Annotated in this window: 23 protein-coding genes; 11 read left to right on the plus strand and 12 right to left on the minus strand. The window is 64.5% G+C overall.

The genetic code is table 11. The features are described from left to right. Window positions 1–62: 62 nt before the first annotated feature. The 5 genes from ACVWY3_RS18235 to hpaR form a co-directional block, all read right to left on the minus strand. Window positions 63–1,367: a methyl-accepting chemotaxis protein gene (locus ACVWY3_RS18235; protein ID WP_456839699.1), complete on the minus strand. Its 1,305-nt coding sequence runs from the start codon at window positions 1,365–1,367 to the stop codon at window positions 63–65. After that, window positions 1,345–1,866, minus strand: a complete 522-nt coding sequence (locus ACVWY3_RS18240; RefSeq protein ID WP_456839700.1) for a PAS domain-containing protein — start codon at window positions 1,864–1,866, stop codon at window positions 1,345–1,347. The genes ACVWY3_RS18235 and ACVWY3_RS18240 overlap by 23 nt, the downstream gene beginning before the upstream one ends. Before the next feature lie 185 nt (window positions 1,867–2,051). Continuing rightward, window positions 2,052–3,575 carry a UxaA family hydrolase gene (locus tag ACVWY3_RS18245; protein WP_456839701.1) on the minus strand — a complete coding sequence of 508 codons (1,524 nt, stop codon included), beginning with the start codon at window positions 3,573–3,575 and terminating at the stop codon, window positions 2,052–2,054. A gap of 201 nt (window positions 3,576–3,776) precedes the next feature. Beyond that, the gene (locus ACVWY3_RS18250; RefSeq protein WP_456839702.1) at window positions 3,777–4,553 is read right to left on the minus strand and encodes an HpcH/HpaI aldolase family protein; all 777 of its coding nucleotides are present in this window, start codon (window positions 4,551–4,553) and stop codon (window positions 3,777–3,779) included. Window positions 4,554–4,823: 270 nt separating this feature from the next. Then, on the minus strand, window positions 4,824–5,342 hold the full coding sequence (hpaR, locus tag ACVWY3_RS18255; RefSeq protein ID WP_456839703.1) for a homoprotocatechuate degradation operon regulator HpaR: 519 nt from the start codon (window positions 5,340–5,342) through the stop codon (window positions 4,824–4,826). Between the two features lie 110 nt (window positions 5,343–5,452). On the opposite strand from hpaR, the gene hpaH reads away from it, so the two are divergent. The 6 genes from hpaH to ACVWY3_RS18285 all read left to right on the plus strand — a co-directional run bounded on the left by hpaH (window position 5,453) and on the right by ACVWY3_RS18285 (window position 11,869). After that, window positions 5,453–6,259 carry a 2-oxo-hept-4-ene-1,7-dioate hydratase gene (gene hpaH, locus ACVWY3_RS18260; protein ID WP_456839704.1) on the plus strand — a complete coding sequence of 269 codons (807 nt, stop codon included), beginning with the start codon at window positions 5,453–5,455 and terminating at the stop codon, window positions 6,257–6,259. A 29-nt stretch (window positions 6,260–6,288) separates the two neighbouring features. Further along, on the plus strand, window positions 6,289–6,687 hold the full coding sequence (locus tag ACVWY3_RS18265) for a 5-carboxymethyl-2-hydroxymuconate isomerase (RefSeq protein ID WP_456839705.1): 399 nt from the start codon (window positions 6,289–6,291) through the stop codon (window positions 6,685–6,687). Continuing rightward, window positions 6,680–8,218, plus strand: coding sequence for a 5-carboxymethyl-2-hydroxymuconate semialdehyde dehydrogenase (gene hpaE, locus ACVWY3_RS18270; protein WP_456839706.1), 1,539 nt, complete (start codon window positions 6,680–6,682; stop codon window positions 8,216–8,218). The genes ACVWY3_RS18265 and hpaE overlap by 8 nt, the downstream gene beginning before the upstream one ends. 147 nt (window positions 8,219–8,365) lie before the next feature. Then, window positions 8,366–9,349: a 3,4-dihydroxyphenylacetate 2,3-dioxygenase gene (gene hpaD / locus ACVWY3_RS18275; protein WP_456839707.1), complete on the plus strand. Its 984-nt coding sequence runs from the start codon at window positions 8,366–8,368 to the stop codon at window positions 9,347–9,349. Continuing rightward, complete coding sequence (locus ACVWY3_RS18280) at window positions 9,349–10,218, plus strand: fumarylacetoacetate hydrolase family protein (RefSeq protein ID WP_456839708.1); 870 nt, start codon at window positions 9,349–9,351, stop codon at window positions 10,216–10,218. The genes hpaD and ACVWY3_RS18280 overlap by 1 nt, the downstream gene beginning before the upstream one ends. Before the next feature lie 25 nt (window positions 10,219–10,243). After that, window positions 10,244–11,869, plus strand: a complete 1,626-nt coding sequence (locus tag ACVWY3_RS18285) for a thiamine pyrophosphate-dependent enzyme (RefSeq protein ID WP_456839709.1) — start codon at window positions 10,244–10,246, stop codon at window positions 11,867–11,869. A 167-nt stretch (window positions 11,870–12,036) separates the two neighbouring features. Here ACVWY3_RS18285 and alkB read toward each other — a convergent pair whose 3' ends face one another. The 4 genes from alkB to ACVWY3_RS18305 form a co-directional block, all read right to left on the minus strand. After that, window positions 12,037–12,690: a DNA oxidative demethylase AlkB gene (alkB, locus tag ACVWY3_RS18290; protein WP_456839710.1), complete on the minus strand. Its 654-nt coding sequence runs from the start codon at window positions 12,688–12,690 to the stop codon at window positions 12,037–12,039. 9 nt (window positions 12,691–12,699) lie between these two features. Continuing rightward, window positions 12,700–13,443, minus strand: coding sequence for a 2OG-Fe(II) oxygenase (locus ACVWY3_RS18295; RefSeq protein WP_456839711.1), 744 nt, complete (start codon window positions 13,441–13,443; stop codon window positions 12,700–12,702). 156 nt (window positions 13,444–13,599) lie between these two features. Further along, window positions 13,600–14,286 (minus strand): DUF2848 domain-containing protein, encoded by a 687-nt coding sequence (locus ACVWY3_RS18300; RefSeq protein ID WP_456839712.1) that lies wholly within the window; start codon window positions 14,284–14,286, stop codon window positions 13,600–13,602. Beyond that, window positions 14,279–15,628 carry an amidase gene (locus ACVWY3_RS18305; protein WP_456839713.1) on the minus strand — a complete coding sequence of 450 codons (1,350 nt, stop codon included), beginning with the start codon at window positions 15,626–15,628 and terminating at the stop codon, window positions 14,279–14,281. Before ACVWY3_RS18305 ends, ACVWY3_RS18300 begins: the two co-directional genes overlap by 8 nt. A 177-nt stretch (window positions 15,629–15,805) precedes the next feature. Between ACVWY3_RS18305 and ACVWY3_RS18310 the strand changes: the two genes are divergently transcribed. The 4 genes from ACVWY3_RS18310 to ACVWY3_RS18325 all read left to right on the plus strand — a co-directional run bounded on the left by ACVWY3_RS18310 (window position 15,806) and on the right by ACVWY3_RS18325 (window position 19,621). Further along, window positions 15,806–16,219: a Zn-ribbon domain-containing OB-fold protein gene (locus tag ACVWY3_RS18310; protein ID WP_456839714.1), complete on the plus strand. Its 414-nt coding sequence runs from the start codon at window positions 15,806–15,808 to the stop codon at window positions 16,217–16,219. A gap of 3 nt (window positions 16,220–16,222) precedes the next feature. Further along, complete coding sequence (locus tag ACVWY3_RS18315) at window positions 16,223–17,362, plus strand: thiolase C-terminal domain-containing protein (protein ID WP_456839715.1); 1,140 nt, start codon at window positions 16,223–16,225, stop codon at window positions 17,360–17,362. 103 nt (window positions 17,363–17,465) lie between these two features. Then, entirely contained in the window at window positions 17,466–18,380 is a 915-nt protein-coding gene (locus ACVWY3_RS18320) for an SDR family oxidoreductase (RefSeq protein WP_456839716.1), read from the plus strand. Window positions 18,381–18,508: 128 nt separating this feature from the next. After that, a complete protein-coding gene (locus ACVWY3_RS18325) occupies window positions 18,509–19,621 on the plus strand; it encodes an SMP-30/gluconolactonase/LRE family protein (RefSeq protein ID WP_456839717.1) in 1,113 nt (370 codons plus the stop codon). A 117-nt stretch (window positions 19,622–19,738) separates the two neighbouring features. Here the strand turns inward: ACVWY3_RS18325 and ppc are convergent, their stop codons facing one another. Next, complete coding sequence (ppc, locus tag ACVWY3_RS18330) at window positions 19,739–22,528, minus strand: phosphoenolpyruvate carboxylase (protein ID WP_456839718.1); 2,790 nt, start codon at window positions 22,526–22,528, stop codon at window positions 19,739–19,741. 461 nt (window positions 22,529–22,989) lie between these two features. On the opposite strand from ppc, the gene ACVWY3_RS18335 reads away from it, so the two are divergent. Then, on the plus strand, window positions 22,990–24,021 hold the full coding sequence (locus ACVWY3_RS18335; RefSeq protein WP_456839719.1) for a class I SAM-dependent methyltransferase: 1,032 nt from the start codon (window positions 22,990–22,992) through the stop codon (window positions 24,019–24,021). An 18-nt stretch (window positions 24,022–24,039) separates the two neighbouring features. Here the strand turns inward: ACVWY3_RS18335 and ACVWY3_RS18340 are convergent, their stop codons facing one another. Continuing rightward, window positions 24,040–24,444 carry a YccF domain-containing protein gene (locus ACVWY3_RS18340; RefSeq protein ID WP_235539507.1) on the minus strand — a complete coding sequence of 135 codons (405 nt, stop codon included), beginning with the start codon at window positions 24,442–24,444 and terminating at the stop codon, window positions 24,040–24,042. A 49-nt stretch (window positions 24,445–24,493) separates the two neighbouring features. Next, on the minus strand, window positions 24,494–25,693 hold the full coding sequence (locus ACVWY3_RS18345) for a rhomboid family intramembrane serine protease (RefSeq protein WP_456839720.1): 1,200 nt from the start codon (window positions 25,691–25,693) through the stop codon (window positions 24,494–24,496). Window positions 25,694–25,744 lie beyond the last annotated feature (51 nt).

The raw sequence follows: 25,744 nt of genomic DNA on the forward strand, positions 1-25,744 counted from the left end.
GTCCCCAAGAACGTGGATGCCCGGGACAAGCCCCGGGCATGACGCCCTCATTTGGGGAAACGTTACGCCGCCGATGTCAGCCGCTGCAGGAAGTGCGTCACCTCGCGGCGGAGCGTTTCGACTTCGCCGTGGACACGTTCGGAGGCGCTGTTGACGCGGCCGGCGACGCGGCCGGTGTCGGCGGCCGCTTCGCTGATGCCGGTCACGTTGGAGGACACCTGCGAGGTGCCGGCAGATGCTTCCTGGACGTTGCGGGCGATCTCGCGGGTGGCGAGGCCTTGCTGCTCGATCGAGGTCGCGATCGCGGCGGCGATGCCGTTGATCTCGGCGATGGTCTGCGCGATCGCCTCGACAGCCGCGACCGAATTGGTGGTCGATTGCTGCATCTCGCCGACCTTGGCGCTGATCTCTTCGGTCGCCTTCGCAGTCTGATTGGCGAGGCTCTTGACCTCGGAAGCCACCACCGCGAAGCCGCGGCCGGCCTCGCCTGCGCGCGCCGCCTCGATGGTGGCATTGAGCGCGAGGAGATTGGTCTGCGAGGCGATCTCGCTGATCAGCTTGACGACGTCGCCGATCCGCATCGCAGCGTCCGCAAGCGCGCGGATCTCGCTGCCGGCGCGGTTGGCCTCGTTGACGGCGCGCCCCGTGCTCGCGGTCGAGCCGGTCACCTGGCGGCTGATATCGGCAATCGAGGATGCCAGCTGCCCCGCCGCGCTGGCGACGGTCGCGACATTGCGCGAGGCCTGGTCGGACGCACTGAGCACGCCGGAGGTCTGCCGGCTGGTCTTCTCGGCCGCCGCCGCCATCTGGTGCGCATCGGATTCGAGGTCGGTCGCAGCGCCCATCAGCGTGCCGGCGACGCCGTCGAGATGCGTGCCGAACTGCTTTGCGAGATCGGCGATTTCCACCACGCGACGGCCAAGGCTGTGGGTGCCGGAATTGATGACGACGGCCGAACGGCGGAACGAACCGGGCAGGCCGCGCGCCAGGATCTTGCGGAAATGCTTGCCGCGGCTGGCATAGTCCATCGATGCCGAGGCCTCGCGCAGGAAGGCATCCGTGATGTCGAGCATGTCGTTGACCGATTTCTGGATCGACCCGATCCGCCCGGCCTGGCGGTCGCTCAGGATGCGCGTTTCGAGGTCGCCATGCGAGGCCTTGCGACAGATATCGGCGACCTCATCGACGGCCGCCGCGGTGCGATGCTGACACCAAACCGCATAACCGAGCAGCACGACCGTCGCGCCGAGCAACACCGCTCCGGAGATTCCAGCCAAACCGAAAAGCGAGAGTCCGAACACAACGACGACAAGAACACACGCGAGCGCGGTCGCTCCCTGCGCCTTAGAGAGAGAGCACAAATTCATCGTAACCCACACCCTGTTGCCTCAGTAATCCGACCATCGCATCAAAGCTCGCATGCATGCCGTCCCTGGCATTGGCGTGCCGCGCCTCTTCCGCGCACAGCGTCTTGTAGATCGGCTTGATGCGCTCGATCTGCGCCGGATCGGGCTTGCGCCGGTTGGAGTGATAGCCGACGATGTTGCCGCGTTCGTCGAAGGTCGGGGTGACGTGGGCGAGCACCCAATAATGGCTGCCATCCTTGGCCAGATTGACGACATAGGCGAAGATTTCCTGCTTCGCCTGGAGCGTGTCCCAGAGCAGCTTGAAGACGGCGCGCGGCATGTCAGGATGACGGATGATACTGTGGGGCGCGCCCATCAGCTCCGCGCAGCTGTATTTCGACATACGGACGAAGACGTCGTTGGCGTAGGTGATGCGGCCCTTGAGATCGGTCTTGGAGACGATCAGCTCCTCCTCACCGAGGAGATTTTCCACGCCGGTCGGCCGTATCGCACGCGTCATCGTTGACGAATCCTGTCGAAGGGCAGCGCCCTCGAAGGAGTCGCCCGCATCACCTCACGATTACGGTGCGAAACATTAATCCCGAGTGACCGCGGGAACTGCTTCGATCACATGACACCTACGTATGACTACGTAGGTGTCCGCTGTTCGTGCCGTCATTCCGGCCGCGAGGTGCATCAGCACCGTTACATCGTCGCCCCAAGCACCCAGGGCGCGAACTCGGCGCCGCCGAAATCGAAGCTCTCGCTCTTGGTCGGCTGGCCCGAGGCGGTCTTGAGGATGAGATCGAAAATGCGCTGACCGCATTCCTGGACGCTCTCCTCGCCTTCGAGGATGGTGCCGCAATTGACGTCCATGTCCTCTTCCATGCGCTTGTACATGGGGGTGTTGGTGGCGAGCTTGATCGACGGCGCGGGCTTGCAGCCGAACACGCTGCCGCGGCCGGTGGTGAAGCAGACGAGGTTGGCTCCGCCGGCGACCTGGCCGGTCGCAGCGACAGGGTCGTAGCCGGGCGTGTCCATGAAGACAAAGCCCTTCTTGGTGACGGGCTCGGCGTAGCGCAGCACCTCGACGAGGTTGGTGGTTCCGGCCTTCGCCATCGCGCCGAGCGATTTCTCCAGGATGGTGGTGAGGCCGCCGGCCTTGTTGCCAGGGCTCGGATTGGCATTCATCTCCGCGCCTTCGCGCTCGGTGTATTCGTCCCACCAGCGCATCAGGTCGACCAGCTTCTCGCCAACCTCGCGGCTCACCGCACGGCGCGTGAGCAGATGCTCGGCGCCGTAGGTCTCCGGCGTCTCCGACAGGATCACGGTGCCGCCGTGGCGCACGATGAGATCGCTCGCAGCACCCAGCGCCGGATTGGCCGACACGCCGGAATAGCCATCCGAGCCGCCGCATTGCAGCGCCACGGTGAGCTCGCTTGCCGGCACCGTCTCGCGCTTCACCTTGTTGGCGTCAGCCAGCGCTTCGCGCACGAAGGCGATGCCGGCTTCGACCGTCTTGCGGGTGCCGCCGACCTCCTGGATGTCCATCGCGCGCAGGCGGCCAGCGAGCTTCTGCTCTTCCATGAGCCCGCCGATCTGGTTCACCTCGCAGCCGAGGCCGAGCACGATGACGTGGGAGAAATTGACGTGCCGCGCATAGCCGCCCAGCGTACGGCGCAGCAGCGCCAAGGGCTCGTTCTGCGTCATGCCGCAGCCGGTCTTGTGGGTCAGCGCGACCACGCCGTCGACATTGGGGAAGTCAGAGAGCGGATTGTCGCCGGTGAAGGGATTCCTCTTGAAGACGTCGGCGACGAGGCTTGCGACATGGGCGCTGCAATTCACCGAGGTGAGGATGCCGATATAGTTGCGCGTGGCGACGCGGCCGTCCGGCCGGCGGATGCCTTCGAAGGTCGCCGGCAGGTCGAAGTTCGGCGTCGGCTTGACGTCGGCGCAATAGGCATAGTCCTTGGCGAAATCACCCATGCCGCAATTCTGCGTATGCACGTGCTGGCCCGGCGCGATCGGAATGGTCGCGAAGCCGATGATCTGGCCGTAGCGGATCACCGGCTCGCCCACGGCGATCGGCTTGATCGCGACCTTGTGGCCGGAGGGAATGCGCTCGACGGTGGTGACGCCGTCGGCGACCACCGTTCCCAGCGGCAGGCTGGCGCGTGCGATCAGCACGCCATCATCGGGATGCAGGCGGATGACGGGGCTGATGGTCATGGGTATCTCCTTGGGTCTTGAAAAATATCGTGCCCCGGACGCTGAGCAGCGCGATTAGCGCGTTTACGCACATCTTCGACGCGCTATGGCGATGCGCTGCAGATCCGGGGCCCAGTTGTCACGCACGTGCTTCACTGGCTTCTGGTCCCGGCTCTGCGGCGCATCACTGCGTGCTGCGCCGCGTCCGGGACACGAGAGTGCCTACGCCTTGCCGCTCGACTCCTTGCGGGTCGCATTGACCTGCATCTTGGCGTAGGTCGTCATCAGGCCGACCTCGTTCGACAGCGTCACCAGCTTGAAACCCATGTTGATGGCGCGCGCCGCGCCTTCGGCGCCGCTGCAATGGATGCCCGGGTTGAGGTTGCGCTTGGCGCATTCCTTGATGATCTTCTCGTAGATCGCGAGGATCTCCGGCTCGGTGCGGTCGAGCTTGGGCTCGAGACCGTAGGAGAAGCCGAGATCGGACGGGCCGATATAGACGCCGTCGATGCCCTCCACGTCAAGGATCGCTTCCATGTTCTCGACCGCGGTCTTCGTCTCCATCATCGGCAGCAGCACGGTGTCCGCATTCGCCGTCTTCTGATAGGAGCCCGCGGTGCCGTACATGCCGGCGCGGATCGGGCCGTTGGAGCGGACGCCCTGCGGCGGATATTTCGCATACGAGACGAGGTTCCTGGCTTCCTGCGGCGTGTTGACCATCGGGCAGATCACGCCATAGGCGCCGCCGTCGAGCACCTTGCCGATGATGCCAGGCTCGTTCCAGGGCACGCGGACCATCGGGGTGACCGGATGCTTGTCCATCGCCTGGAAGCACTGCACCATCGACAGGTAATCCTGCACGCCGTGCTGCATGTCGACGGTGACGCTGTCGAAGCCGCACTGCGCGATCATCTCGGCCGAGAAGCCGGACGGTATCGCGAGCCACGCATTGACGACGGCCTTGCCCGACTTCCAGATCTCTTTGACTTTATTCGCCACGTTGCCTTCCTTCTTTGTTGTTTGGACCGTCGTTGCTTAGACCGTCGTTGCTTGGACCGTCGTCACCATGACGAGCGCCGCGACAGGGCAGCGCCGTTATTACCGCGAACTGGATCGCCGCGCTACGCTCGCGATGACGCAAGGTGCCTTGGCAGGGGCGGCGTTATCCGTTCCGGCGCCGAATTTCGCGCGATCGGCTTGCGCGGCACTTTGAGCGAAAAAGCGCGGCCATGTCCATGGCTGTCGTCGCGCGCCGGCGCATATCAGCTTTCACTCCTCGGCACTTGCCTCATCGCCGGCACCGAGCCCTGCCAGACTCTGTTCGAGCTCGCCGAGCATGTCCTGCAATTCGGCGAGCTTGCGGGCGCCGAAGCGGCGCGTGATCTCGGCGTAGATCGCCTCCGAGGTCGGCGCCACCGAGGCCATCAGCTTCACGCCCTCCTTCGAGATCGAGACCATGCTGCGGCGCTGGTCATTCTTCGCGGTCTTGCGCTCGATCAGATGGCGCGCCTCGAGGTCGCGCAGGATGCGCGACAGGCTCGGTCCGAGCAGGAACGCGGTGCGCGCGAGTTCCGTGACCTCGACCGCCTCGATGGCCGCGAGCGCGCGCAGGATGCGCCATTGCTGTTCGGTGAGGCCGTGCTCCCGCAGCGAGGGGCGAAACTGCCGCATCACGGCCTCGCGCGCCCTGAGCAGCGACATCGGCAGCGAGCGCGAGAAGTCGCGCATCGGCACCTGCCGTGCGGCAGGCGCACCACCATTGGCCGGATCGCCGGGTCGCTTCGTCATGGCACCCTTTCAGCCCGCAAAAGTTTGCAGTGCAGCAAAGCAAGAATCCGTTTGACGCATTCACTTAACATGTTAAGTATCTCCGGACACCACGATTTGTAAGATCACAAATGGCGCTTTCCAACGACGATATCCAAGCTTGCGCGAGCCGTCTGCACCAGGCGGAGAAGACCCGCAGGCAGATCCGGCAGCTCTCGCAGGATTTTCCGGAGATCACCATCGCCGACGCCTACGCCATTCAGAAGGCCTGGGTCGACGTCAAGATCGCGGAGGGGCGCATCGTCAAAGGCCACAAGATCGGCCTGACCTCGAAGGCGATGCAGAGCGCACTCAATATCGACGAGCCGGATTCCGGCGTGCTGCTCGACGACATGTTCTTCGCCGATGGCGGGATCGTTCCGACCGAGCGCTTCATCGCGACGCGCGTGGAGGCCGAGCTTGCTTTCATCATGAGCAAGCGGCTCGCTGGGCCCAATTGCACGATGTTCGACGTGCTCAACGCCACCGACTTCGTGGTGCCGGCGCTGGAGATTTTGGACACGCGGATCGAGCGCGTCGATCCCGAGACCAAGGCGACGCGCAAGATTTTCGACACGATCGCCGACAACGCGGCGAATGCCGGCATCGTGCTCGGCGGCCGGCCGATCCGTCCGCTCGACGCGGACCTGCGCTGGATCGGCGCGCTGTGCTTCAAGAACGGCCAGCTGGAAGAGACGGGGCTTGCCGCCGGCGTGCTCAATCATCCGGCGACCGCTGTTGCCTGGCTCGCCAACAAGATCGCGCCGCTTGGCCTTGCGCTGGAGCCAGGACAGGTCGTGCTCGCCGGCTCCTTCATCCGCCCGATCGAAACCCGCAAGGGCGACACAATTCAAGCCGATTATGGCGCCTACGGCTCGGTGAGCTGCTACTTCGCCTGAGAGATGAAAATACAGGGAGTGAAACCGCGATGCCGCATTTCACGATCGAATATTCGGCCAATCTCGACCGCCGCCTCGACATCGCGGCGGTGTGCGAGGTCGTGCGCAGGGCGGCGGTCGAGACCGGCATCTTCCCGCTCGGCGGCATCCGCGTCCGCGCGATCCGCTGTGAGCACTATGCCATTGCAGATGCGCGGCAGGACTACGGTTTCCTCGACATGGTGGTGCGGATCGGCGAAGGCCGCGATCTCAAGACCCGCCAGAAAGCCGGCGAGCATGTGTTCCAGGCGCTCTCAAAGCATCTCGATCCCGTCTTCGCCGCCGGCAAGCTCGCTCTGTCGTTCGACATGCAGATCAACGACAAGGACACCAGCTGGAAGCGCAACAACATCCACGACGCCCTGAAAGTGGAGGCCGCACATGGATAAGCCGATCCCGAAAGCCGACATGTTCCAGGCCAATCGCGACCGCCTCGCGCCGCTCTTGAAGAAGCTGCGCGCCGACGGCATCGGCCACATGATCGACGGCAAGACCGTCGCCTCGATCTCGGGGGAGACCTTCGAGACGAAGTCGCCGGTCGATAACGCTGTGCTCGCCACCGTCGCGCGCGGCAATGCGGAGGATATCGATGCGGCCGCGACCGCCGCTGCCCTCGCCTTCAAGTCCTGGCGCGACATGGGGCCGACGATGCGGCGGAAGCTGCTGCATCGCGTTGCCGACGCCATCGAGGACAACGCCGAAGACATCGCGGTGCTCGAATGCATCGACACCGGGCAGGCCTACCGCTTTATGGCCAAGGCCGCGATCCGCGCTGCCGAGAATTTCCGCTTCTTCGCCGACAAATGCGCCGAAGCGCGCGACGGCCTCAACACGCCGAGCGAGGAGCACTGGAACATCTCGACCCGCGTGCCGATCGGCCCGGTCGGCGTGATCACACCGTGGAACACGCCGTTCATGCTCTCGACCTGGAAGATCGCCCCGGCGCTGGCCGCCGGCTGCACCGTCGTACACAAGCCGGCCGAGTGGTCGCCGGTGACGGCGTCCATTCTGGGAAGGCTCGTTAAGGAAGCCGGCGTTCCCGACGGCGTGCTCAACACCGTTCACGGCTTTGGCGAGGAGGCCGGCAAGGCGCTGACCGAGCATCCCGCCATCAAGGCGATCGGCTTCGTCGGCGAGAGCGCGACCGGCTCGGCGATCATGGTTCAGGGCGCGCCGACGCTGAAGCGCGTGCATTTCGAGCTTGGCGGCAAGAATCCCGTCATCGTGTTCGACGACGCCGATCTCGACCGCGCGCTCGATGCCGTCGTGTTCATGATCTACTCGCTCAACGGCGAGCGCTGCACCTCGTCGAGCCGCCTGCTGATCCAGCAGAGCATCGCGGAGAAATTCGTGGAGAAGCTGACTGCGCGCGTCAAGGCGCTGAAGGTCGGCCATCCCCTCGACCCGGCAACCGAGATCGGGCCGCTGATCCACGAACGTCACCTCGCAAAGGTCTGCTCCTATTTCGACGTCGCGCGCCAGGACGGCGCAACCATCGCGGTCGGCGGCAAGACCTATGACGGTCCCGGCGGCGGGCATTATGTCGAGCCGACGCTGGTGACAGGCGCGCACGGCCAGATGCGCGTCGCACAGGAGGAGGTGTTCGGGCCATTCCTGACCGTGCTGCCGTTCAAGGACGAAGCCGACGCGATCGAGATCGCCAACGACATCCGCTATGGCCTCACCGGCTATGTCTGGACCAACGACGTGGGCCGGAGCTTGCGCGTCGCCGATGCGCTCGAGGCCGGCATGATCTGGCTGAACTCGGAGAACGTCCGCCATCTGCCGACGCCGTTCGGCGGCATGAAGGCCAGCGGCATCGGCCGCGACGGCGGCGACTACTCGTTCGACTTCTACATGGAAACCAAGCACGTCTCGCTGGCGCGGGGCACCCACAAGATTCAGAGATTGGGAATTTAGAAACGCCGTCGTTCCGGGGCGACGGGACCGCGCAAGCGCGGCCCGGAGAACCCGGAACCTCGAGATTCTCAGGTGCGCAATTGCGCACCATAGTTCGGTCCTGAAGGACCGCCCCGGAATGACGGAGGCCTAGAGAGGGAAACGCCAATGCCCGTACCACAACACGTCTTCGAGCCGCCGTTCAACATCATCCGCTCCAGCCACGTCGTGCTCGAGGTAACCGATCTGAAGCTGAGCCGCGAATTCTACGAGACCACCGTCGGCCTGCATGTCGAGGATGCCGACGACAAGGTCGTCTACCTGCGTGCGGCCGAGGAGCATCAGCATCACTCGCTGGTGCTGCGCAAGGCCGCCGCGCCGGCCTGTAGCAGGCTCGGCTTCAAGGTCGGTAATGACGGCGATCTCGACAAGGCCGCAAAGTTTCTCTCCGAGAACGGCCTCGCCTACGCGTTCGCGGATCAAGCGTTCCAGGGCCGCACGCTGCAGTTCACCGATCCCTTCGGCTTCCAGATCGAGCTCTACGCATCGATGGACCGCCGGCCGCATCTCTTGCGCCGTTACGACCTCTATCGGGGCTGCCATCCGCAGCGGCTCGATCATTTCAACGTCTTCGCCGCGGAGGTGCAGGACACCGTCGATTTCTACGCACGGCTCGGCTTCCGCCTCACCGAATATGCCGAGGAGGACGGCCCGAACGGCCGCATCGCCGCCGCCTGGATGCATCGCAAGGGCAACGTCCACGATTTCGCCATCACCAACGGCAAGGGCCCTCGCCTGCACCATTTCGCCTACTGGACGCCGACGGCGATGAACATCATCCATCTCTGCGACGTCATGGCCTCGCAGGGTTTTGTGAAGAACATCGAACGCGGCCCCGGACGCCACGGCATCTCGAATGCGTTCTTCCTTTACGTGCGCGATCCCGACGGTCATCGGCTGGAGCTCTACACCAGCGACTATTTTACGGGCGATCACGACCACGAGCCGCTGCGCTGGTCGCTGCGCGATCCGCGCCGCCAGACGCTATGGGGCGCGCCTGCGCCGCGCTCCTGGTTCGAGCAGGGCTCGCCGTTCACGGATCAGGCCGTGCGTGAGCCGAAGTTCGTGGCCGACGTGCTGGTGGCGGACTGATGAAGCTCCCTCGCCTCGCCACCTATTCCGTCAACGGTGATGTCAGCTACGGCGCCGTCCTGGAGAGCGGCATCGTCGATCTCTCCGCGCGCTATGCGAAAAACTATCCGACGCTGCGCGAAGTCATCGCCGCCGGAAAGCTCGTGAGCCTTGCCGAAGAAGCTGCCGGCCGCGCGCCGGATCACGCGCTCGCCGATATCACCTGGCTGCCGCCGGTGCCTGCGCCGGAGAAGATCATCTGCATCGGCGTCAACTATCCTGATCGCAACGCCGAGTACAAGGACGGCCAGGACGCGCCGAAATATCCGAGCATGTTCATGCGCTCGCCGCGCTCCTTCGTCGGCCACGACACGCCGCTGGTGCGCCCGCGCGCATCCGCCCAGCTCGACTATGAGGGTGAGATCGTGCTGGTGATCGGCAAGCAAGGCCGGCACATTGCGGAAAGCGCCGCGCTCGACCACATCGCGGCGCTGACGCTCTGCAACGAAGGTTCGGTGCGCGACTGGCTGCGCCACGCCAAATTCAACGTCACCCAGGGCAAGAACTTTGATTCCAGCGGCAGCCTCGGTCCGTGGTTGGTGCCGTACATGCAGGAATCCCAGATCGCGGACATCCGCCTCACCACGCATGTCAATGGCGAATTGCGGCAGGACGACCGCACCAGCCGGCTGATGTTTCCGTTCCGCTATCTCATCAGCTATATCTCGACCTTCGCAACGCTGGTCCCCGGCGACATCATCGTCACTGGCACGCCGACGGGCGCCGGTGCGCGGTTCGATCCGCCGCGCTATCTGAAGCCGGGCGACGTCGTCGAGGTCGCGGCCGAGGGCATCGGCTCCTTACGCAACGGTGTCGTCGACGAAGCCTGAACAACAATGGAAGTGGAATAGTGCAATGACCACCCTCACCGGCGGCGAAGCGATCGTCAGCGGCCTTGTTGCTCACGGCGTCGACACCGTGTTCGGCCTGCCCGGCGCGCAGATCTATGGCCTGTTCGACGCGTTCCATCAGGCCCAGCTCAAGGTGATCGGCGCGCGGCACGAGCAGGCCTGCGGCTACATGGCGTTCGGCTATGCGCGCGCGAGCGGCCGGCCCGGCGTGTTCAGCGTGGTGCCCGGCCCCGGCGTGCTCAACGCCAGCGCGGCGCTGCTGACCGCCTATGGCTGCAACGAGCCGGTGCTGTGCGTCACCGGCCAGGTGCCGACGCAGTTCCTCGGCAAGGGCCGCGGTCATCTGCACGAGATGCCGGACCAGCTCGCCACCTTGCGCACCTATGTGAAATGGGCCGACCGGATCGAGACGCCCGGCAACGCGCCGACCACGGTGGCGCGCGCGTTCCAGGAGATGACCTCGGGGCGGCGCGGCCCCGCCTCGGTCGAAATGCCTTGGGACATTTTTACACAGCGCGCAGATACAGCGGCTGCACAGGTGCTGGAGCCGCTGCCTGCACCGCTGCCCGATCCCGATATGATCAAGCAGGCGGCCGCGCTGATCAAGGCCAGCAAGGCGCCGATGATCTTCGTCGGCAGCGGCGCGATCGAGGCGGGCGAGGAGATCCTCGAGCTCGCCGAGATGATCGATGCGCCCGTCGTCGCCTTCCGCAGCGGCCGCGGCATCGTCTCCAACGCGCACGAACTCGGCCTCACCATGGCCGCCGCCTACAGACTATGGCCGAACACCGACCTCATGATCGGCATCGGCACGCGGCTGGAGCTGCCGACCATGTCGCGCTGGCCGTATCGTCCCGACGGATTGAAGAGCATCCGCATCGACATTGATCCTGTCGAGATGCGGCGGTTTGCTTCCGACACCGCGATCGTAGCCGACGCTAAGGCCGCGACTGCCGACCTCGCCGGGGCCGTCAGCAAGGCCGGCTACAGCAAGACCGCCGGCCGCCGCGGCGCGATCCGCGAGGCCACCGCGAGCGCACAAGCCGAGATTCAGCGCGTCCAGCCGCAGATGGCGTATCTCAACATCCTGCGCGAGGTGCTGCCGGCGAATGCGATCGTGACCGATGAATTGTCGCAGGTCGGCTTCGCCTCCTGGTACGGCTTTCCGATCTACCAGCCGCGCACCTTCATCACCTCAGGCTATCAGGGCACGCTCGGCTCGGGCTTCCCGACTGCGCTTGGCGCCAAGGTCGCCAATCCCGACAAGCCGGTGGTCGCGATCACCGGCGATGGCGGCTTCATGTTCGGCGTGCAGGAACTTGCCACGGCCGTGCAGTTCAACATCGGCGTGGTGACGCTGGTGTTCAACAACAACGCCTACGGCAATGTCCGCCGCGACCAGCGCGAACGTTTTGACGGCCGTGTGGTGGCGTCGGACCTCGTCAATCCGGATTTCGTCAAGCTCGCGGAGTCCTTTGGCGTGGCGGCGGCGCGTGTGACTGCGCCGGAGCAGTTCAAGGCGGCGCTGGAGAAGGCGCTCAGCCATGGCGGGCCGTATCTGATCTCGGTCGAGGTGACCAGGGATTCGGAAGTGAGCCCGTGGGCATTCATTCATCCGCCGAAGCCGTAATCAAAACATCGTCGATTCGGCCTCTTGCCTTCTCCCCTTGTGGGAGAAGGTGGATCGCTGACGCGAAGCGGCAGCGAGACGGATGAGGGGTCTGTCTCCGCGGATAGAGACCCCTCATCCGCCTTCCCTTCGGGAAGGCACCTTCTCCCACAAGGGGAGAGGGAAGATTACCGCGTCCGGCGAAACGTCAAGTTGATCCGCTTCCGCCCAAGCAGCGCGTGCTCGCCCTCGGCGAGCGGCGCGACGCCGTGATAGGCGAGCCTGCTCGGCCCGCCCCAGACCACGACATCGCCATGCACGAGCCGGAAGCGGCGCGGCTTGTCGCTGCGGGCGAGGCCGCCGAACAGGAACGTCGCGGGCAGGCCCAGCGAGACCGAGACGATCGGCGCCGAAAAATCCAGCTCGTCCTTGTCCTGATGCAGCGACAGCCGCGTGCCGGGCTCGTAACGATTGACGAGGCAGGCATCGGCCGCGAAGTTTTGGAAGCCGCCCCGCTCGGCTGCGTTGCGGGCGAGATCGCGGAGCACGAGCGGCATCGCCGGCCATGGCGCGCCGGTACGCGGGTCGATGGGATCATAGCGATAGCCGGTGTGATCGGTGATCCATCCGCGCTCGCCGCAATTGGTCATGGCCACCGACATCAGATGGCCGCCGGGCGTGGCCATCCGCCGGAACGGCGATTGCGCCACGATGGCGCGCACGGCGTCGATCAGCTCGCGTTCGATCGGCTGGACGAAGCCGCGCAGCAGCACGGCGCCGTCGGCGATCTCCTCGCGCGACGGCTGCGCCTCGGCAACGCTGTCGAACAGATCAGCTGTCAATCGCAGCACTCATTTCGCATCGTGGAAGATCACACCGAGTGTATGGCGCTGGCCTGAGCGAATCCGGCTGACGCCATGGCGCATGTTAACGCGGTAGGTGCCGCGTGTCCCCTGCACCGGGCGGTGATGCACGGCAAAGGCGACCGCATCACCTTGCGCCAATGGAACCACCTCGGCGCGCGACTGCATGCGCGGCCGCTGCTCGGTCAGCACGAACTCGCCGCCTGAGAAATCGCGGCCGGGCTCGGAGAGCAGGATCGCGACCTGGAGCGGGAACTCGTGCTCGCCATAGAGGTCCTGGTGCAGGCAGTTGTAATCGCCCGCTTCGTATTGGAGGAGCAGTGGCGTCGGCCGCGCCTGCCCGGCCTCGTGACAGCGCTTCAGGAACGCCGCATGCGCCCGGGGGTAGCGGATGTCGATCCCCATTGCCTCGTTCCAGCGGTTGGCAACGCCTTGCAGATGCGCATAGAGCGCCGGACGCAACTGCGCGATCAGGTCCGGCAGCGGATAGGAGAAATACTTGTACTCGCCGCGGCCAAAGCCGTGGCGGCCCATGACGATGCGGCTGCGGAAGTGCGTGTCGTCGGGGTACAGCGCAGCGATGGCGCGGCATTGGGCCGGCGTGAGCAGGCCCTTCAGGACGGCGCAGCCCTGGCTGTCGAGCTCGGCCGTGATCTGCGGCCAATCGAGGGCGTCGACGTGGGCGGCGAGGTCGAGGGACGGCGGAGGTGATTTTCGAGCGGTCATTGTCATGGCAATCACCCTTGCAGCCCGGCTTTCACCCCTGCCACCCGATTTCCGATGACTCTCTCCCCCGTCATTGCGAGGAGCCTTGCGACGAAGCAATCCAGACTGGTTCCGCGGAGGACTCTGGATTGCTTCGCTGCGCTCGCATGACGGTGGGTAGACCTAGCCCAGCACCGGCAGCGTCACCACGTCGTAGCCGTGCCTGATGGTCCGCTTCAGCACGGGATCCTCCAGCTCGAAGTCGAACCGGTCAGCCGGACGGATGCCGCCCTTGGCGGCGAACGTGCCGCCGAACATGGCGCAGCCGTCGGGGAGCTTGCCACCCGGGAAGCCGCGCGCGATGAGATCAGTGACGGGCAGCATCGCATCCAGCGTGCCCTCCTGGTAGAGCACGCGCTCGCCGTTGATCGTGGCGTAGGAACGCAGGATCATCTTGTCCCAGTGGCCGATGACGTCCTCGAGCTTCCACAGCGTGGAGGCGACCGGCTTGTCGCACATCTGCTTGGAGACCGTGACGTTGTAGGCCTCGACCTTGCGGTCGGTGTGGTCGGAGCCGCAGCCGACGAAGATGCGGCCCTGCCAGCCGATCAGCACGAACTCGACCTCACCGCTAGAATCGCCACCAGTGCATTCGATGCGGTCTTCCTGCGTCAGCCGCCGCGCCGAGGCGCGGTAGTAGATCGGCGTCGAGGCCGGCGGAGCGATGCCCATCTCCTGCAGCTCGGCGATGTGCTTGTCGCGGGCGACGGGATCGCGGCCGGTCCAGCCGGCGATGACCATCTGGTCGATCGCCAGCGTCAGCGGCGTGGTGGTGTCCTGGGCATCGACGGTGAAAGTGAGATCAAACACGAATGACGGCCTCCATGCCGGCAGCAAGCTCGAAGATACGGCGGTCCGAGCCGCCCGCGCCGGCCAGCATCAGGCCGACCGGAACCTCGCCCTCGCGATGCGCGGGCAGCGAGATGGCGCAGCCGTCGATCATGTTGATCAGGGTGCAGTTGCGCAGCGCACGCAAGTTCTGCGTGGTGAATGCCTTGTCGTCGGCCAAATCTGAAATCTTCGGCGGCGTGTTGGCGGTGGTCGGCAGCACCAGGGCGTCATAGGGCGCGATGCGCGCGTTCACGCGGGCGATCAGCGAGCGGCGCTCGTTGAGGAGATCGATGTAATCGGCCGCGCTCTGCGCCTCACCGCGCATGATGCGCACGAAGACCCTGGGATCGTAGACGTCGCCCTTGGCCGTGATGAGATAGCGGTGCCAAGCGTAGCTTTCGGAGGCCGCAAAGCCGCCCTTGGCGTTCATCGGGCCGACGTCGTGGAATTCCGCCATCTCGATGCCCTCGATGCTGGCGCCATGATCAGAAAGTGTCTTCAGCGCGCGCTCGAAGGTCGCGGCCACGGCCGCATCGAGATCGTCGAGCGCGATCGCGGTGGGCACCGCCAGCCGCATGCCCCTCACCGGGCGCGGCTTGAGCGGAACGATCGGCTCGTTGGCGAGCACGGAATCGAGAATGGCACAGCAGCTGACCGATCGCGCCAGCGGTCCGATGCTGTCGAGCGAGAACGACAGCGGCACGGAGCCGTCGAGCGGCACGCGCCGCTGCGTCGGCTTGTAGCCGACGATGCCGTTATAGGCCGCCGGAATGCGGCAGGAGCCGCCGGTGTCGGTGCCGAGCGCGCCATGCGCCATGCCGTCGAGCACGGACACCGCCGCGCCCGAGGACGAGCCGCCGGGCACATGGCCCTCGGCCCGGTTCCAGGCCCCCTTCGGCGTGCCGTAGTGCGGATTGATGCCGATGCCGGAATAGGCGAACTCGGTCATGTTGGTCCGCCCGATGACGACGAAGCCGGCGTGGCGCAGCCGCGCAACGGCCGCCGCATCGTGCTCCGCCGGATCGGAATCGTCGAGCGCGCGAGAGCCGGCGCGCGTCGTCTGCCCCTTGATGTCGAACAGATCCTTGATCGAGATCGGGATACCGGCATAGCGCGATGGCGCCGCCTTGACCTTGCGCAACCCGTCCATCGCATCCGCCGCTGCGAGCGCGGCCTCCTTGTCGACGTGGATGAAGGTGCGCTGGCCCTCCCCGGCGGGGTCCGCGATCCTGGCGATGCACGCCTCGACCAGCTTGCGGGAGGTGGTGCGGCCGCTTTCGAGGTCTTCGGCCAGCTTCGCCAGTGTCGGAAAATCGGGCATGTCTGTCTCACGGAATATTGGCGCGCGCAATCTATAGCGCTGGCTCAGTTCGACACAAGCATTGTGCGCATGATGGCATGCATGCGCATTGCTGGACCGTTGACGCGCCATGGTCGATTGTCGCATCAAGATCGAAACAGGCGGGCGTCAAGCCTGCCCATTGGAGGGCGTTCCGAGATGACCGAACCGCAGCGCGCGCGACCGAAACCGACGCCGGAGACCCAGCATTTCTGGGACGGCACGAAGGCGGGCGAGCTGCGGCTGCAGCGCTGCGACGCCTGCGCGCATGTCTATTTCCCGCCGCGTCCGTTCTGCCCGTCCTGCACCTCGCGCAAGGTCAGCATCTTCAAGGCGAGCGGCAAGGGTTTCCTCTACAGCTACGTGATCAACCACCGCCCCGCCGCGCCCGGCTTCACGCCGCCTTACGCCATCGCGGTGGTCGAGCTCGACGAGGGTCCGCGGATGATGAGCAACATCATCGACTGCCCGCAAACGCCGGAGGCGCTGGAGCTCGACATGAAGCTCGAGGTCGCATTCCAGGAGCTCGACGACAAGATCACCCTCCCCGTCTTCCGTCCGGCAAGGGGCTAGATCATGCGCAAGAACCAGGTTGCCGTCGTCGGCGCGGCCGAGACCACCGAGCTCGGAGTCATCCCCAACGCCTCGCAGCTCCAGCTCCACGCAGATGCGGCGCTCAATGCCATTGCGGATGCCGGGCTGAAGCTGTCCGACATCGATGGCTTCGCCACCGCGGTCGAGACGCCGCAGCAGGTCTGCCATTATCTCGGCATCAAGCCGACCTGGGTGGACGGCACCTCGGTCGGCGGCTGCTCCTTCATGCTGCACGTCCGCCACGCGGCGGCGGCGATCGAGGCTGGTCTCTGCAGGACCGTGCTGATCACGCATGCGGAGAGCGGCAAGTCGATGATCGGCAAGCAGCCGCGCTTCACGGCGGCGGATAGCCTCAACGGCCAGTTCGAGGCGCCCTATGGCGTCTACGGCCCGCCCAGCATGTTCCCGATCCCCGTGCTGCGCTTCATGAAGACCTACGGCATCACGCATGAGCAGCTCGCCTCGGTCGCGGTGGTGCAGCGGGAATGGGCGGCGAAGAACCCGCGGGCGATGATGAAGGACCCGATCACGGTCACTGACGTCCTCAACTCGCGCATGATCGCCTATCCGTTCCGCTTGCTTCAGTGCTGTCTTGTCACCGACGGCGGCGGCGCGCTGATCCTGACCTCGGCCGACCGCGCGAAGGATTTTCCGAGGAAGCCGGTCTACATCATGGGCACCGGCGAGAGCGTGGAAACGCCGATGGTCAGCCAGATGGAAACGTTCAACTCCTCGCGCGCGTTCAAGACGGCCGGGCCGCTGGCGTTCAGGGAAGCCGGCATTTCGCACAAGGACGTCGATCACCTCATGATCTACGACGCGTTCGCGCATCTGCCGCTGTTCGGCCTCGGTGATCTCGGCTTCATGCCGTATGAGGAGACGGGTCAGTTCATTGCGGAGGGCAATACCCGGCCCGGAGGCAAGCTGCCGCTCAACACGAATGGTGGCGGCCTCTCCTATATGCATTCGGGCATGTACGGCATGTACGCGCTCCAGGAGAGCGTGCGCCAGATGCGCGGCATCGCGCCGGCGCAGGTGGCCAACGCGAAGATTTCGGTGTGCCATGGCGTCGGCGGCATGTTCGCGGCGAGTGGCACCATCGTGTTCACGAACGAGAGGTAACTAACCGTCATTCCGGGGCGCGCGCAGCGAACCCGGAATCTCGAGATTCCGGGCCTGGTGCCTCGCACCATCTCGGAATGACGGACACAACAGGAGAACCGACATGAGCAAATCACTGCAGGACAAGGTCATTATCGTCACCGGCGCAGGCCGCGGCATCGGGCGCGAGATCGCGCTGCTGTGCGCGGCGGAAGGCGCCAAGGTCGTCGTCAACGATCCCGGCGGGGCCGCCGACGGCGCAGGCTCCAGCGCAACGCCCGCCGAGGAGGTCGTCGAGGAGATCAAGAAGCGCAGTGGCACGGCGGTTGCAAATTTCGAGTCGGTCGCGGAAGCGATCCCCGCCAGCAAGATCGTGAAGACTGCGACCGATGCCTTCGGCAAGCTCGACGGCGTCGTCAACAATGCCGGCATCTTGCGCGACATGATCTTCCACAAGATGAGTGTGGAAGCGTTCGAGGCCGTCATCAAGGTTCACCTGATGGGCTCGTTCTACGTAAGTCATGCCGCAGCGCGCATCTTCCGCGAGCAGGAGAGCGGCTCCTTCGTGCACTTCACCTCGACCTCGGGCCTGATCGGCAATTTCGGCCAAGCCAATTACGCCGCCGCCAAGCTCGGCATCGTCGGGCTGTCGAAGTCGATCGCGCTCGACATGGGCCGCTTCAACGTCCGCTCCAACTGCGTATCGCCGTTCGCCTGGACGCGCATGATCGGCACCATCCCGACCGAGACCGAGGCCGAGAAGGCGCGCGTCGAGAAGATCAAGCAGATGGGACCGGAGAAGATCGCGCCGATCTGCGCCTATCTGCTCTCCGACGCCGCCAAGGACGTCACCGGGCAGATTTTTGGCGCGCGCATGAACGAGCTGTTCCTGTTCAGCCAGAACCGCCCGCTGCGCTCGGTGCACCGGAGCGAAGGCTGGACGCCGCAATCGATCGCGGAACACGGCATGCCGGCGTTGAAGGGCTCGTTCTACAAGCTCGACCGTTCCGCCGACATCTTCCCTTGGGACCCCGTGTAAGGATTCCGTCTAGCCGCATTTTTAGCATCCCTGCGCTGCGATCGCTGGTTGCCTTGTCCTGAGATCGCCCCGTTTTATGCCTGAATGCGGGCGAATAGTGTCCTCCCAACAAACCTTGGGAGGAAACCATGACAAGAATACTGACCAACTCCGACGTCACCACTGCAACCGGCGGTCTCGGCCGCCGCACGCTCCTCAAGGGCGCGGCGACCGTCGCCGCATCCGCCCTGCTCGCCTCGAAGGCCGACGCCCGCGATTTCGGCGCCAATGCCGAGCCGCAGCGCTATCCCGACCCCGACATCGTCGTCATCGATCCCAAGCGCTTCAAGGCCAAGGTCGGCAACACCGCGATCAAGCGGCTCTATACCGGCTGCCTCTGGGCGGAGGGACCGGCGTGGAATGCGCAGGGACAATATCTCGTCTGGAGCGACATCCCCGCCAACCGGCAGCTGCGCTATCTCGACGATGACGGCCACATCTCCGAGCAGTTCCACAAGCCGTCGAACGAGGCCAACGGCAACTCGTTCGACACCGAGGGACGCCAGATCACCGCCGAGCGGACCCGCCTCGTCCGCTATGAGCACGACGGCGCGGTGACGACGTTGGCCGAGCAGGCAAACGGCAAGCCGCTCAACGGCCCGAACGACATGGTGGTGCATCCCAACGACAAGGCGATCTGGTTCACCGATCCCGGCTACGGCGCGATCAGCATCTACGAGGGCAAGCTTGCCAACACCGGCTCGCTCCAGCCGTACCAGAAGGAAGCGGTCTACCGGCTGGATGCACAGACGGGGCAAGTCGCGAAGGTCGCCGACGAGCCGTTCAAGCCGAACGGCATCGCGTTCTCTCACGACTACAAGAAGCTCTATGTCTGCGACACCGGCATCACGCATTACCCGCAAGCGGAGAACGTGGTGTGGTCCTACGACATCGACGGGACGAAACTGTCGAACCCGAAGAAGCTGATCGACATGAAGCTCGAGGGTAAATCAGGCTTCCCGGACGGATTGCGCGTCGATACCGAAGGCAACATCTGGGTCGGCGCGGGCTGGGTCGGACCTGGCTATGACGGCGTGCAGATCTTCGCACCGAACGACGGCGCGCGGATCGGGCAGATCCTGTTGCCGGAGACCTGCGCCAACCTCTGCTTCGGCGGCAAGAAGCGCAATCGCCTGTTCATGACCGCGAGCCAGTCGCTGTACTCGGTCTATGTGGAGACGCAGGGCGCGCATTTCTGCTGAGAGGTAAAACGTCATTCCGGGGCGATGCGCAGCATCGAGCTATGGTGCGCAATTGCGCACCTGAGAAACTCGAGGTTCCGGGTTCGCCCTGCGGGCGCCCCGGAACGACGATCGGGATTAGCCCGTATTCCTCAACCCCGCCGAGATGCCGTTGATGGTCAACTGAATCCCGCGCAGCACCTGCTCGTCGGGGTTGTGCGCGCGATGCTCCTTGAGCAGCTCGACCTGCACGTGGTTGAGCGGGTCGAGATAGGGGAAGCGGTGGCGCACCGAGCGTTCCAGCAGCGGATTGCCTTGCAGCAGGCGGTCCTGACCCATGATGTCCAGGAGCGTCTCGATGCAGGAATGCCATTCGCGGCGGATGCGGCCGAAGATCTTTTCGCGCAAGGCTTCGTCCGGCACGAGCTCGGCATAGCGCGAGGCGATCGCGATAGAGCTTTTCGCCAGCACCATGTCCATGTTCGACAGGAGCATGCGGAAGAACGGCCATTCCTTGTAGAGCTCCTTCAGGAACGGCATGCCCTGCTGCGGATGCGCCGCGATCCACTGCTCGACCGCGCTGCCGAAGCCGTACCAGCCCGGCAGCATCAGGCGGCATTGCGCCCAGGAGAACACCCAGGGAATGGCGCGAAGATCCTCGATCGCGCGGGTCTTCTTGCGCGAGGCCGGGCGGCTGCCGATGTTCAGCGTCGCGATCTCGTTGATCACAGTCGAGGCCCAGAAGTAATCGACGAAGCCCTCGGTCTCGTAGACGAGGCCGCGATAGGCCTTGAAGGCGAGGTTCGACAATTCGTCCATCGCGGCGAGATATTCGCGGCGCGGCGCGCTCTGGCGCGGCTGCAGCAGGCTCGCATCCAGCGTGGCGGCAGCGAGGATCTCCAGATTGTTGCGGCCGACCTCGGCGTTGGAATATTTCGACGAGATGATCTCGCCCTGCTCGGTGATGCGGATCTGGCCGTTCACCGCGCCGCCAGGCTGCGCAATGATGGCGTCATAGCTCGGCCCGCCGCCGCGGCCGACCGAGCCGCCGCGGCCGTGGAACAGGCGCAGCCGCACGTGATGCCGTTCGAACACATCGACGAGGCCGATCTCGGCCTTGTATAGCTCCCAGCCCGACGTGACGAAGCCGCCATCCTTGTTCGAGTCGGAATAGCCGAGCATGACCTCCTGCACGCTGGCGCGGCTGTCGACCAGGCGGCGATAATCGTGCAGCGACAGCATGCGGTCCATGATGCCGCTGGAAGCCTGCAGATCCTCGATGGTCTCGAACAGGGGCACGATGTTGATAGCGCTGCGCCCGGAGGGATGGACGAGGCCCACTTCCTTGAGCAGCACCGCGACCTCGAGCATGTCCGACATGCCCTTGCACATCGAGATGATGCATTGAGGGATCGCGTCCGAGCCGAACTTCGCATGCGCTTCGGCGGCGGCATGGAAGACGTTGAGCTCGCCCATGGTCTCGTCGCTGTATTTGACGAAGGGAGAGACCAGCGCGCGGGTCGAACGCAACTCGTTGGTGAGCAGCGAGATGCGCGCGTCCTCGCCGAGCGCGAGATAGGACATGCCGGGATTGGCGGCGTCCATCAGCTCGGCGATGGTGCGCTCGTGCACCGCCGAGTTCTGGCGGATGTCGAGCCGGGCCAGATGGAAGCCGAAGCAGTCCACCGCGCGCCGCAACAGCCGCAGCCGGCCGCGGGCGATGACGCGGGCGTTGTTGGAGATCAGCGAGCGGTGCAGCACGTCGAGATCGGCCTGCAATTCCCTGACGCTCTCATAAGGCTTTCCCTTGCCGACCGGCCGGCGCGTGATCTCGACCTCGAGCTTTTCGGCGGTCGCGGTGAGGCGCGCATAGATGCCGGAGACTGCGAGCCGGTAAGGCTCGCCGCTCCGGTGCGGCGAGGTGTCCGGCGAGCGCTCCGCCAGCGTCCGCAGCTCCTCCGAGACGTCGGCGAGATGCGCCGCGATCGACAGTTCCGAGCCGAGCACGTGCAGCTCGTTCAGGTAAAACTGCATCACGCGGCTCGATTGCAGCCGCAGCGTGCCACGCATGACATCGGCAGTGACGAAGGGATTGCCGTCGCGGTCGCCGCCGATCCAGCTGCCCATGCGCAGGAACGAGGCGAGCTCACCGGCAGCCGCCTCGCCGCCCTCCTCCAGCCGGTCTTCCAGCACGTTGACCAGCCGTGGCACCTCGCGCAGGAAGGTGTAATCGTAGAACGACAGGCCATTGGCGACCTCGTCGAGCACGGTGAGCTTGGTGCGGCGGAGCAGATTGGTCTGCCACAGCGTCAGCACCTCCCGGCGCAGCTGCTCGTCGCTGGCGGCGGCCTCCTCCGCGGTCAGCGCGACACGCTCGCGCCGGTCGAGCAGCGCGGCCACCTCCATCTCGCGGTCCATGGTGCTCTTGCGCCGGACCTCGGTCGGGTGCGCGGTCAGGACTGGACTGACCAGCGCAGTCCTAAAGAAGCTGCGCAAGGTGTCGGAGTTGATGCCCGCGGCCTTGGCCTTGGCCAGCGTCTCCGCCAGCACACCGGAGCCGCCGCCCTTGCCGGCACGCATCTGGCGGATGTTGTTCTGGTCCTCGGCGATGTTGGCGAGATGGGAGAAATAGCTGAAGGCGCGAACGATCCGCACCGTCTCGGAGATCGACATGCTGTCGAGGATCTGCTCGAGCTCGCGGCGGGCGAGCCGGTCCTCGTCGCGATGGAACCGGATCGAGGTCTGCCGGATGCGCTCGACCAGGTCGAACACGTCCGCGCCCTCCTGGTCGCGCACGGTATCGCCGAGGATGCGCCCGAGCAGGCGGATGTCGTCCCGCAGCCGCGCGTCCGCTTCCAGCGCCTGAACGTCCTCAGGGCGATTCGGGCGATGATCAGGCGCGTCGGACGATACGGTTTGGAGGGACATTGGCTCGCTCCCCTTAGTCAGAGCTCCCTATGGCTCCCCGGCGCCGTCAAGTGTGCAAGTTTTTTGCCGCAGTGCAAGATGAACTTGGGGCGGCGCCAGGCAATGACTCTCGTGTCCCGGACGGGCAGCGACGCCGCAAGCGTTGCTGCGCCGAGCCGGGGACCCAGGAAGCCACAAAGAAAATGCCGCACTGTAGGCCCGGCTCTGCAGCGCACCACGCCGCGAAGGGGGCGGCGCGCTGCGCTGCCTCCGGGGGCACGAGATCCCGTTCACACAACCATGCTTTCGCGCTCTCGCGGCGCAGGCGTCCGAACTTCGGTCGATCAGAATATTTGGCGCCCGGTTCTTGACCTTTATGTAGCGTGATTTGTCCGTTGGGCAACGCCAGGCGTGCTTCGATAGCCTGCATTTGAATGATGACACGACATTCGAACTCAACCACGCTCGAAGGATAGGGCTGAGTGAGGTCAGAAGAGATGAGCACTTGTCCAGCATGCGGCAATGCGTCGACGGCCAAATTGTTCGAAGTGACCGCAGATCAGGCCTCCCGATCCTTCATCAATCCGCGCCAGTATCCGGATCGCTTTCGAAAGTTGACACGTCACCTGTCGCTGCTCTGGGGCCGCGACACGTGCGAAATCCGCAAATGCGCGGGTTGCGGATTCGGCTTTGCATATCCGTTCGTCGCGGGCGGCGCCGAGTTCTATAACCTGGCCGCGCCGCATCCCTCCTATCCGACCATGAAATGGGAGTATGCAAGGACAATCGAAGAGCTGCGTCGCATGAGCACTGATGGAAAGACGGCGATCGATGTGGGAGCGGGGTTCGGGTATTTTCTTGATCAGGTCCGGGACAGATTCTTTCCTGCATCCCACATTTACGCGGTCGACTACAACGAAACAGCGCAACAGATATTGCGATCCAAAGGCTACAAGACTTTTTCGGTTGATCTTCGAGACGATGGCCTCGCCCCGATGAAAGAGGCTTTCGACTTCATCTTCATGTTTCAGGTGTTCGAGCACATGGACCGGGTGGATGAAGTCTTTGCTCGATTGAAATATCTTCTCAAGGCGCAAGGCTCCGTCTTCATCGCTGTGCCAAACGAGCTCCGAACGTACTACATGGAGTCGCATGGATCTCTCATAGACATGCCACCGAATCATATTGGCCGCTGGACCAAGGAAGCCTTCGCTGCCGTATGTCGGCGACATGGCCTGCGATTGAGCATTTGCGAGCGGGAACCATTCAATCTCTTGAAGTTCCTCCGAGAAGACGTCGTGGACAGCTTTTTGCGGAAGGCAGAGAAGCCGGGCAGCATCTGTGAGTTCGTGCGCGGCCTGCCGCGAAGCAAAGCGCAGCGGATCGGGCAGGCCGTGATCGCACTTTTGCTTTCACCGTCACGCTTGCCGGCGTGGGCCTACGCGGCCAGGCACAGGTCGACGCTGGGGAGTGCGCTCTGGGTGAAAATTGACAAAGGTGTCCCCCAAAGCTGAAGCCTCCGTCCGGCGAGTCTAAGCCGGCACGATCACCTTGCCGATCGGCCAGAGCGCGATGCCGGCGAGCTTCAGATGGGCCCAGGCGAACGGAATGCCGATGATAGTGATCGCGAGCACGAGCGCGGTCACGAGGTGGCCGAGCGCCAGCCACCAGCCGGCCAGCACGAACCAGATGATGTTGCCGATCACCCCGAGCGGCCCGGTGCCGATATCGCTCTCGCCGGTGACCTCGTAGCGGCTGACCGCCCGCGAGCCGAACGGCAGCAGCGTATAGACGGCGATGTTGAACGCCGCCCGCGCCCAGGGCAGGCCGATGATGGTGACGGCCATGATGACCGCGGCCACCAGCCAGCCAAACGCCATCCAGGCGCCGCCGATGAGAATCCAGAGAATGTTGAGCAGGATGGAAACGGGGGACATGGGATCATCCGCGGGTCAGTGATCACTCACTATAGCACGACGTCCGAGGTCATAGTCCATGACGCCGGCTGCGTTCGGCCCGCAGCGATGTGCCGACAAATCCAACATCTTCGATCCCTCGCCAAATCTCCTTCGCGCAGAGCCAAAGCGTCAGCGCGGCGACGGCAATCGCGCCTAGTCCCGAGATGAGAAGTGGGTTCGGGCAGAATATGACAAGAAAAAGGTCGAGCGGAATGTATCCGGTCGGCAAGGGCGGCGAGCAATAAAATGCCAGAGCCCAACCGCAAGACATGACGGCGGCAGCGTTCGCTCCGGCCAGGGCTGCCACGACCATCGCGAGACCCTTCTTCATGGAGAGTGCGAGATCAACCATCTTCACGACGGCACAACATGCGAGCACGAGGATGATCATCTGCCCCCATCCAAAATCTCCCGCGGCGATGGCCTGACCGCCCCAGGCCCACAGCGCAACGACGCAGGCCAGCAGGGTCAGATTGACCTTCACCGCCTCGGGAAACTTGCAACGAAGCGCATAGGCATTCGCCTTCTCGACCAGGTCCAGCACCGCGCAGGCGATCAATCCGGCCGCAAAGCCGCCGAGATGGACGCCCCAGTCGATACGCGAGTTGCTGAACGCGAACGCGACGTTCAAGCCAATGTTGATCGCGAAGAAGTCGAAGCTGACGTCGAGCTTGCCGAGGATCCACAGGCAGAGCAGCGCGCCGAGAATGCCCGACGTGGCGCCGGAGGCTCCGACCGTCAAATAGGGGGTGGAATGGATGCCATTGCCGATGATGGCGCCGAACACCATCGCGCAGAGATAAATCATGAGGAAGTAGGCCGGCCCGATCCGCCGCTCGAGATGCCCTCCCCAAAGCACAAGACACAGCATGTTCATCGTCAGATGAACGAAATCGACGTGCAGGAAGCCGTAGGCGATGAGCCGCCAATACTCATGCCGCGCCATTGCAGTCGAATACATTCCGCCATAGCGATACAGTAATTCCGCCGGTGCTGACGGGCCGCCCGCCTGGATGAAGCAAAACCCCGACGCGAGGACCGTCACGGTCAGCAGTGCATAGACAGCCCCATGAGGGACTTCGAAGAATCCGGGACGAAACGATGGCATGAAAAATCGGGACCAGATGAAGCGGAGAGCGGCAGCATAGCCGAACCGACGAGGTAACTCTACCCATACGTGTATCAGATCGACGAAAGCCTGTTGAGATAGTTGAGGCTCCTCTTGCACTCAGGGCGAGGCAGGACGGAGGGGCACTCATGCGTGCGTCAGATCTTCCGG

The organism is Bradyrhizobium sp. USDA 4486, assembly GCF_054057995.1.